Here is a 9521-nt window from a genome sequence, read left to right on the forward strand (position 1 = left end):
AAAAATCCGCCCCTGGTGTATCCAGGGCCACTTCCGCCTCTCTGTTAAAGCAAGAACGCAGCGCCACCACGAGCGGCTGCGGGGAGCGGCGCAAGAAGGGAGTCACACCACATGGCCGGCGCCACCATCTGGAGTCTGCTCGAACCGAGTGCGCTGCTGAACCCCCACCCCATCTACCGCGAGTGGTACGGACGTTCACCGGTGCTCTGGGACCCCGACATCGAAGCCTGGCTCATCACCGGCTACGACGAGGCGTTCACCGCACTGCGCGACGCCGAACGGTTCTGCCAGGACTGGCGCCGGGTCGGGGTGGACACCCCGCCCTCCCTGCTCAGCCTCCAGACGCTCGACCCGCCCGAGCACACCCGCATCCGGCACGTGATGCTGGAGGGGTTCAGGATCGCGGGCCTCGAAGACGTCGAACGCCGCACCCGGGCCAAGTTCGACGCACTGCTCGCCGAGGTCGAGGCCGCCGACGGCTTCGACTTCGTCACGAAGATCGCCGAACCCCTCACCCTGGAGGCCGTCACCGGTCTCCTCGGCGTCCCGCACGTCGACCCCGCCTGGTTCGTCCCCCGCTCGCACACCATCGTCGACGGCATGGACTCCAGCCTGCGGCCCGAGTGCTACGAGCCCGGGGTCGCCGCCCGCGCCGAACTCTCCGCGCTGGTCGGCGAATGGATCGACGCGCCGCTGCCCGAGGGGTTCACCGCCCACGTGGTGCGCCGCGCCAAGGAGGCCGGCGTCGAACGGGAGGTGCTGCACAACTCGCTGCGCGTGGTGCTCCAGGCCGGCTTCCAGACCGCGAGCCGCTTCCTCACCACCGGGCTGCACGCGCTGCTGCGCCTGCCTCCGAAGCAGCGCGGGCCGGTCGACAACGACCTGGCCGTGAACGAACTCGTCCGCTACGCCGGGCCCGTGCACGTCGAGAGCCGTGCCTGCGTCGAGGACACCGTGCTAGGCGGCCAGGAGATCCGCAAGGGCCAGATCGTGTCCATGTTCCTCGGCGCCGCCAACCGCGACCCGAGGAGGTTCGACGACCCCGACGCGGTGCGCTGGGACCGCACCCCCAACCGCCATCTCGCCTTTGGCCGCGGACCGCACGCCTGCCTGGGGGCCCAGGTGGCCACCGTGATCGCCCGGACCGTGTTCGGCACCCTCGGCCACCGCTACCCCACCGCGCGCCTCATCGCCGAGCCGCGCCCCCGGCCCAACGTCACCGAGCACGGGATGTTCGAGCTCCGGGTGGCGCTGTGAGCCCCGGCCGCACCACCCCAAGTCCCGTCGTGGGACGCGCTCTTCCCATGGAGCGCGCTCTGCGGCGCTGTCCCAGCCACCCACACGGAGAGGAGACCATCATGCGTCACGCCCACTGAACCCACTGATGCCGGGGCGGCTCCGAAGCCGGCCCCGAGCGGAAGCGACTGAGCACCGCTCAACGCACCGAGCGCAGGCACCATGCGCCCACCCCGAGTACAGCCCGGGGAAACACCTCGTGGGGCCCGGTGAGCCGGGCCCCACGAGGTCACCCCACGCACCACCACGAGGGACGAACAACGAGGGACGAACACGTGGCCCGGACGCTACCGCCCACCCGAAGCACCACCGGAATGGGCGCGGTGCTGCGCGTCCCCGGCATGCCCGCGGTCTTCGCCGCCCATGCGGTGTCCATGGCCGGCACCCTGGCCGCCGAAGTCGCCCTGTCGATCCTCATCTTCCAGCGCACCAGCTCCGCGTTCCTCTCCGCCCTGGTGCTCGTCTGCTCCTTCCTGCCCTACGCGGTCGGCGGCACCGTACTGTCCTCCCTGGCCGACCGGTTCCCGCCCCGTCGCGTGCTGGTCTGCTGCGACCTGCTGAGCGCCGCCTGCATCGCCGCCATGCTCGTCCCGGGCCTGCCGGTCCTCGCGCTGCTCGGGCTGCTCCTGGTCACCGGGGTCATCGCCCCGCTCTTCCAAGGGGCCCGCGCGGCCAGCCTCACCCATCTGCTCGACGCCGACCTCTTCCCGGTCGGCCGTTCGCTGCTGCGCACCATCAGCCAGACCGCCGTCGTCTCCGGCTTCGCCCTCGGCAGCGTCCTGGTCGCTGCCGTCGGCCCGCTCTGGCTGCTCGCCGGCGACGCGGCCAGCTTCCTGCTGTCCGCCGCGCTCATCGGCTGGGGCACCCGGGCCACACCGGCCGCCGACCCCGACGGCGAACGCACCGTCCGCTCCGTCGTCCGCGCCTCCGCCGACGGGCTGCGCCACCTGCGCGACAACCCGCCACTGCGCCGCCTCATCCTGCTGACCTGGGCCGTACCCGGCTTCGCCGCGGTAGGCGACGGACTCGCCGTCGCCTACACCGCCCAGGCGGGCGCGCCGGTCACCGCGGCCGGCGTCCTCTTCACCGGCTACGCGGCCGGCACGGTCCTCGGCGAACTCATGGTCGCCCGATTCCGCCCCGAGACCCGCGGCAGCCTCGTACTCCCCCTGGTACTCCTCTCCCAACTCCCCCTCGCCCTCTTTGCGTTCGGCCCGCCGCTGCCTCTCGCCGCGGCCCTTCTGCTGCTCTCCGGCGCGGGTTTCGCGTGCAACCAGGGCATCGACCTCCTGATCCTGCGGACGAGCGAACCGGCCATGCGCGGACGACTGTTCACCGTTCAGACCAGTGGGCTGATGACCGTGCAGGGGGTGGTCATCGCGGCGTCCGGGGCGCTGGGATCGCACGCCCGCCCGGGACTCGTCATCGCCGCCTTCGGCGTGGCCGGCGCGGCCACCGTCCTCTGGCTGGCACTGCGCAGCCCGGTGACCGAATAACGGGCGGACGACTTTCCCCGCATCGCGCGTAAACACAAGCAGGACGAGTCGGTAATTACCAGGCGGTAAGAATTTTCCACTCGGGCAGAATTCCCCACTCGGACAGAATTCCCAGTAATGCCGATGAGTTACCCCGACCGAGCGTCCCACGTTATGCTCGGCCAATGCGATTCGGCTTAATGGCAAGCAATCCACTTGAATGGCTGCTGGTCAAGTTCAATTTGATCGCGCGGCCCGTCCTCGACACCCAGGTAGCGGGCACTTACGTCCACGTCATCATGGCGGCCGTCAAGGTCGGCCTGTTCGACGCGCTGGCCGCAGGCCCCGCCACCGCCGAAAAGATCGCGGCCGACTGCGGCACCCACCCCGCCAGTACCGCGAAACTCCTGCCCGCGCTGGCGGCGTCGGGATATCTGCGTGCCAGCGGCGACCAGTACGCGCTGAGCCCGCTGTCCCGGAAATGGCTGGTCACCACCAGCCCGCACGCGGTGAACGACAAGCTGCTGCTCCAGTTCTACGAGCTGGGGCTGATGCAGCGGGCCGACGAGTACCTGCGCAGCGGAAAGCCACTCGAATTCCACACCGGCATGAGCGATGACGTGTGGGACTCCTACCAGCGCGGCATGAAGTGCCTGACGACCGGCCAGACGAACGCGGTGGCCAAGGCCATTCCGGTGCCCGAGGGCGCCACCGACCTGCTCGACATCGGCGGCTCGCACGGGGCCTACTCGGTCGGGCTGTGCCGCCGCCACCCATCGCTCCGCGCCGTCGTCCTCGACCTGCCCGACGCCGTACGGCACGCGGCGCCGCTGCTGGCCGAGGAGGGAATGGGCGACCGGGTACGCCACCAGGCCGGCAACGCACTGACCGATGACTTCGGCGAGGAGTGCTACGACGCGGTGGTGATCATCGGCGTCGCGCACCACTTCAGCGACGAGCAGAACCGTGATCTCACCGCCAGGGTGGCCCGGGCGCTGCGCCCCGGCGGGGTCTACACCATCGCCGAGTTCCCCGCTGCCGCCGGCGAGGGCAGGACCCAGCAGCTGGCCGCGCTGCGGGACTTCTACTTCGCGCTGGCCAGCGAATCCGGCACCTGGGCGCCGTCGCAGATGGCCTCCTGGCAGCGCGCCGCCGGCCTCCGGCCCGCCAAGCCGGTCCGGCTGGCCGCCGGCGGCGGACTCAACCTCCAGTCGGGCCACAAACCCCGGTGACATACCACGTCCCTGGCCGGTTCTCCTGCCGTACGGAGAACCGGCCAGGGACATGCCCTGTGCGGCGCGCGTCGCACACGGCACCGGCTCGTGAGCCCGCTGCGAACTGGTGCCTGCCACCCCCTCGAACCCACAACACCCAGCTGTCCGAGTGGGGAACGTCCCCAGTCGACCGGCGGCAAACGCCAACGCCGCCCGGCCGCCCGCTCAGAGTTCCGAGGCCAGCGTCCCGCCGCGTCCCCAGTGGTCCGTCTCGACATCGGTGACAATCACAGTGACGGCGGCCTCGGGGCACTTCGCGATCCGCGCGACCGTTTCCGTCACCTCTTCGACGAGCTGGCGGCGCTCGGTCTCCCCCACGCCCTTCCACCAGTTCACCTGTACCAGGGGCATTGCCGGTTCCTCTCTGTCCGATCCGGATGTCTGATCCGCTTCTGCCTGATCCGCTGTCCTCGCGGCGGTGGGCGTCGTTACCGAACCGCCGCGCCTGCCGGCGCCGGGGGCAGTCCGGCAGTCCCTACGCCTCCACCGCGTCCCGCTGCCGCTGCTCCAACGCGGCCGCGAAGTTATGCCATATCCGGCCGCACTCCCGGGCCAACTGCGCGATTTCGCCGAGCCTGTGGGCCGGCACGTCTCCGCCGATCCGGGCCCAGTCGTCCGGGCCCATCGCGTACACGTCCAGTAGGCGCAACAGGGCCCGACCCGATTCGGACAACCGTAGTGAGGGATCGCTGCGCAGGCTGCGCATCAGCGCGGACCGGCCGGCCGGTCCGGTCTCCTGGATCCGGACGCAGGCACTGGCCCGCCTGGGAGCAGCCTGGGGCCCCTCGTGCTCCGGGCTCGGGACGGCCCGGGGTGCAGCCGCCGTGGGAGCCTCGGCACGGCGCGATTCATCCCGCGCGTCCCGCACGTTGCGCACGTCCCGCACGTTGCGCACGCTCCGCACAGTATCCGGACTGACCCCGGCCTCCCGGGCGATCTCGCGCAGCGACGCGCCCTGCCGGTCCGCGAGCAGGCTGCTCACCTTGGCCCGGGCCGCGGCCCCGTTGACCGGCCGCAGCCTGCCGTCTCTGCCCCGGCGATGGGTGACCGGCTCGGTGTTCTTGGCGAAGCGCCGACGGATCGACCCCACCGTCTTGTGCGAGAGTCCCACTACCGCGGCGATCGCCCGGTCGGACCACTCCGGGTAGGCGCCCAGAATCCGATCGGCGGCCGCCGTCCGTTCGGCCCGCGACAGCGGCAGCCCGTGCATCACGTTCTTCTCGACGGCGAGCACGAACGCCTCGTCGTTGTCGCAGTCGCAGAAGTCCACGTCGATGGCTTCCTGGCCGCGCAGCTTCGCCGCCAGGAGGCGATGCGCGCCGTCCACGACGCGCATCGTGCGACGATTGACCAGAATGGGCGGCAGCTCGGCATCGGAGTTCGCCAGCAGCCGGGCGTGCTCGTCGCTGAGTCCGGACAGGCGCGGAGAATCAGGCTGCACGATGTCGGCGAGCGGCAGCCGGGGCAAGACCGCCGAGGGCGCCGACCTCCCACCGTCGCTGTTCTCGACTACGCCGACAACGGACTGAGCGATCACAATGCGGCCTTCCTGCTTCAAGCGGTCGTCGCTGCTGATGCGGCTGTTCCCGCGGACTTCCTGGCTCGATGAGCGGTGCTGCGCCGGCTGAATCGTCTTACCTCCCCTAACGATTCGCCCGTTGCATCCTCATGTTGGAGCCGGGTGCACCGGGCGACGGTCCCCGTGGGGCGACGAGCGGTCTGATCGTCGCCGAGGTTCGCTCACGCTGCCAGGTGTGCTGTCCTAATGCCATGAGTCAGATATCCCTACCCTTCCCAACCACGATGGGATTCGAGGGCCGGCCCGGAGTTCCCATGCCGCTCGGGACATATGGCTCATGACAAGGCGGCGCGCACCTGGTTCGATGACCACCGCGCCTACGGGGACTACAGGCATTCGATGGTCACCGTGCCTGAGGGGACAAGAGGCAACGGAATGGGCCGCATTTAGGGCCCTACCGCTCCGCGCGCGGGACCGCACACATCACCCTCAACGGCGAGCTCTGCAACGCCTGTGCGCTGAACCGCGGCTGATGCCGCCCACCGGCGGCACTCCGCGGTAGTACTGCCGGCGGACGCCACCGAGGGGGCTGTCGGCGAACACCGCCGAGGGGTCTATCAGCGTCGCCGTCCGGTTCAGTGGCCGAGACCGGCCTGCCTGGCTCGGACTGCGGCCTGCGCGCGGTCGACCAGGTCTAACTTGGAGAAAATACGCGATAAATAGTTGCGTACGGTCTTGATGGACAGCCCGAGCTGATGGGCGATCGCCGCGGTACCCAATCCGTCCGCGACGAGTTCCAGCACTTCCAACTCCCGGTCGGTCAACTCCGGGAAGGGTTTGGTCGTACCCGCGGGCTTGGTCAGGTGATCTGTGACCCAGGCCGATGTGGTGGAGTCGAAGACCAGGCCGCCGGACTGGACGATCCTGATCGCCAGCACAAGGTCCTGAGAGGGGGCGCCCCCGGACAGGTAACCGCGGGCACCGGCACGCATGGCGGCGAGAAAGACCTCCCGGTCATGGGCGATGCTCACGATCAGCACCGCCGTTCCGGGACAACGTTCCGCGATGAAGCCGATCACTTCGACGACGGGTGCACTCGCCGGGTCCACGTGCAGCAACACCACGTCGGGGCGCTGCCGGTGAATCGCGGTCACAGCATCGGGGCCCGTGCCGACGTCCCCGACAACTTCCAGTGCCTCCACACCATTGAGCAGGATGCGCAAACTCGACCTGTATACCGGCCGGTCTCCTGCGATTAGCACGGTGACAGAATCTGTTTGGTCAGACTCCATGGCAACTTGACCGAGCACGCTGCTCCTCCCCCGAGTGCCGAGCACAGCCCAATTTGCGGCGATCACAGTACCAAATCGGAACGCCCGACACCGCACATATTTTCAACAGAATCGAACGCCGGATTCCACTCACATTCAGTCGCCATGCATCCACTTTAAGTAGTGGCGCCACGCCCGCACGGGCTCTCAAAACATGGCCTGAGACCCGATGTCGTGACTTTGTTGGTGATTAGCTGATGCCGCGCGGATGACAGCGGGCCGATGCCTGCCATGTCCAGGCCCGGAACCGCTTGAGCAGCGGCTACGACGTTGGTTCGCGCCGGACGGATGCTTGTCCGGCTACTCACAGCCCGGGCGAGCGCTGTACCGCGGGCTGCTGCGGACAGCTGCGACAGCACCGCGCCCAGCGGGCCAGAGGATCGCACCGTCCCATGCGGACGCTCGGCAGCTCAGTCATGGTCCCTCCCGCCAGGCGGCCATCAGCCCTTGATCGTACGGACGCGCAAGGAGCGCAGCACTTCCCCCGCGGGGCGCTCTCCGGCGCAACGTCTGGTCGGGGCGGCCGCGTCGGTGTCCGGCTCCTCCCGCCTCTGCGTGTCCCGCTCCAAGGTGCGGTACGTCGGCGTACAGCGTCACAGGCCGGACACGCCGAGGGTTGCCAGTACATGGCGAAGTGGCTCCCCGTGGGCACCCAGCCACACGGCGAAGTCGTACAGCGGAGCGATGAGGGTGTTCCCCGCGGCGGCCAGCGCCCCGGCAGCGGCCAGGGCCTCGGTGATGCGGGCAAGACGTCCACCCACCCTGTCGAGATCGACCGGGGACTGCTGGAGTTCCTCGCGCAACGGCGCCAAGTCCGTGTCCACGGCGTGAACCACGGTGAGTGGCAGCGGTGTTCCGGCGAGCGCTTCTTCGAGTCGCTGCAGCAGCACGGCGAGTGCAGCAGAGCCGTACTGTTCCGCTCCGGCACCCACGTACTGGCCACCGATCACGGTCTGGCTGCCGTCCACGTTGTTGACGACACCACCCTGCTGGTGCTTGATGTGAAAACTCATCACGGACTCCCGTCGTCAAGCCCTGGGCGGCCACGGAGGCAGGATGGCCGGCGGCTGCCCCAAGGAAGACTCGACATATCGGCGGCGCGATGCCGCCACGATGTGCAGGACGAACCCGACGAGCATGCAGATGAGCCCGCCGGCCGTCAGCGCCATGGCGATCAGGATCAGGGGCATGCCGGACACGATCGGGCCGAACGGGGACGACGAGTCGTCGAACGAGCAGTTTCCCCCGCCCGCCAAGCACTCCCACTCGTCGATGAAGTCGACCATGTATTGCCGGAATACCCCGATGCCGATCCCCAGGCCAACCAGGAAGGTGACCATGCCTGCGGTGATGATCCAGCGTGCACGGGTGCGTGCGCCGGCAATCTCACGCAGGAAACTCTCGCGGCGCTCATGGACGTGCTTGACGAACTGGTTGTACTGATCCTTCGCGACCATGTTCAACTGTTCGGCATACTGGTTCTCGCTCCTGAATTCGGCCTCACGCACGGGGGTGGGTTCCCGGCGCGCCCCCGAGATGCCATGTCCGGGTGCCGTTTCCCATTCCTCCGGTCGTACAGTCAAGTCTCCGACGGGCGCACGGAAGACTGCCCTCACCGTGCCAAAACGGCCTCCTGGGGCCTGTCTGAACAGGTAGATCCTTCTCCCGGCAGATTCGCCTGCGACAGATAGGCCGCGGCCCGGCGCAGGACCTCGTTCTCCTGCTCCAGTGCTCCAGCAGCTCGATCCGCCGACGCGCGGACCGCAGGTGTTCTTCCGCGTGGTCGTTCCGGGTTTCGCCCCGACGTCGAGGTCCGCACGGCGCATCCACTGCGACAGTGTCATCGCATGGACGCCGAAGTCGGCGGCCACCGCTCCAGCGTCCCCCCCCCGGACCGCGGTTCCTCGCGACCCGCGCGACATCCTCGCGGAACTCTTCCGGATACGGCCGTCGGCACAGCGACATTTCTTACCACCCGCCCTACAGGGCGAGCCAGTTCAGATGTCGCCCGATCGTGCATCAGCCCCGTTGCAGGAAGTCGGCTACGTCCGGCACTCGGCGACCTTCAAACGCGGTCACACTGCGCACCACCCCGACGGGCAGCTGGCTGACTACCCATCAAGTTGCTTGCTTCGCCAACCTTTTGCCAACCGTGGGCGGCCACAGTGAATCGCAACACGACGGCCGGGGCGCCGTCATCCAGCAGCATCCCAGGAGAGCCGACATGGTCTACGCACAGCCAGGCACCGAGGGCAGTATCGTCAACTTCGCCCAGCGGTATGACAACTTCATCGGTGGCGACTGGGTCAAGCCGGTCGCAGGGCAGTACTTCGACAACCCCTCACCGGTCACCGGGCAGACCTTCTGCCAGGTCGCCCGCTCCTCCGCGGAGGACATCGAACTCGCCCTGGATGCCGCGCACGCCGCGGCGGATCGTTGGGGCCGCACCTCCACCACTGAGCGCAGCAACATTCTGAACAAGATCGCCGACCGTATCGAGGAAAACCTCGAAAAGCTGGCTGTCACCGATGCCTGGGACAACGGCAAGCCGGTGCGCGAGACCCTGGCCGCCGACCTGCCGCTGGTCGTGGACCACTTCCGCTACTTCGCCGGGGTGACCCGCGCC

9 protein-coding genes are annotated in these 9521 nt (G+C 68.8%); 4 read left to right on the forward strand and 5 right to left on the reverse strand.

Annotated features, from left to right (window positions below; all coding sequences use genetic code 11):
- Positions 1-111: 111 nt before the first annotated feature.
- The 3 genes from ACIGXO_RS04295 (at position 112) to ACIGXO_RS04305 (ending at position 4003) form a co-directional block, all read left to right on the forward strand.
- Positions 112-1257, forward strand: coding sequence for a cytochrome P450 (locus ACIGXO_RS04295; RefSeq protein ID WP_399779839.1), 1146 nt, complete (start codon positions 112-114; stop codon positions 1255-1257).
- A gap of 314 nt (positions 1258-1571) precedes the next feature.
- Positions 1572-2792: an MFS transporter gene (locus ACIGXO_RS04300; RefSeq protein WP_399779842.1), complete on the forward strand. Its 1221-nt coding sequence runs from the start codon at positions 1572-1574 to the stop codon at positions 2790-2792.
- A gap of 179 nt (positions 2793-2971) precedes the next feature.
- Positions 2972-4003, forward strand: coding sequence for a methyltransferase (locus tag ACIGXO_RS04305; protein WP_399779845.1), 1032 nt, complete (start codon positions 2972-2974; stop codon positions 4001-4003).
- A 207-nt stretch (positions 4004-4210) separates the two neighbouring features.
- On the opposite strand, the gene ACIGXO_RS04310 is transcribed toward ACIGXO_RS04305, so the two are convergent.
- The 5 genes from ACIGXO_RS04310 to ACIGXO_RS04330 form a co-directional block, all read right to left on the reverse strand.
- A complete protein-coding gene (locus ACIGXO_RS04310) occupies positions 4211-4396 on the reverse strand; it encodes a 4-oxalocrotonate tautomerase family protein (protein ID WP_399779848.1) in 186 nt (61 codons plus the stop codon).
- A 124-nt stretch (positions 4397-4520) separates the two neighbouring features.
- Positions 4521-5603, reverse strand: coding sequence for a ParB N-terminal domain-containing protein (locus ACIGXO_RS04315; protein WP_399779851.1), 1083 nt, complete (start codon positions 5601-5603; stop codon positions 4521-4523).
- 596 nt (positions 5604-6199) lie between these two features.
- Positions 6200-6787 carry a LuxR C-terminal-related transcriptional regulator gene (locus ACIGXO_RS04320; protein WP_399779854.1) on the reverse strand — a complete coding sequence of 196 codons (588 nt, stop codon included), beginning with the start codon at positions 6785-6787 and terminating at the stop codon, positions 6200-6202.
- 701 nt (positions 6788-7488) lie between these two features.
- Positions 7489-7908 carry a hypothetical protein gene (locus ACIGXO_RS04325; RefSeq protein ID WP_399779856.1) on the reverse strand — a complete coding sequence of 140 codons (420 nt, stop codon included), beginning with the start codon at positions 7906-7908 and terminating at the stop codon, positions 7489-7491.
- Between the two features lie 15 nt (positions 7909-7923).
- Positions 7924-8403, reverse strand: a complete 480-nt coding sequence (locus ACIGXO_RS04330; protein WP_399779860.1) for a hypothetical protein — start codon at positions 8401-8403, stop codon at positions 7924-7926.
- Positions 8404-9119: 716 nt separating this feature from the next.
- Between ACIGXO_RS04330 and ACIGXO_RS04335 the strand changes: the two genes are divergently transcribed.
- The coding region (locus tag ACIGXO_RS04335; protein WP_399779863.1) for an aldehyde dehydrogenase family protein at positions 9120-9521 on the forward strand (402 nt) is incomplete at its 3' end.

The sequence above is a fragment of the Streptomyces sp. NPDC053542 genome, assembly GCF_044544685.1.
Lineage (GTDB): Bacteria > Actinomycetota > Actinomycetes > Streptomycetales > Streptomycetaceae > Streptomyces.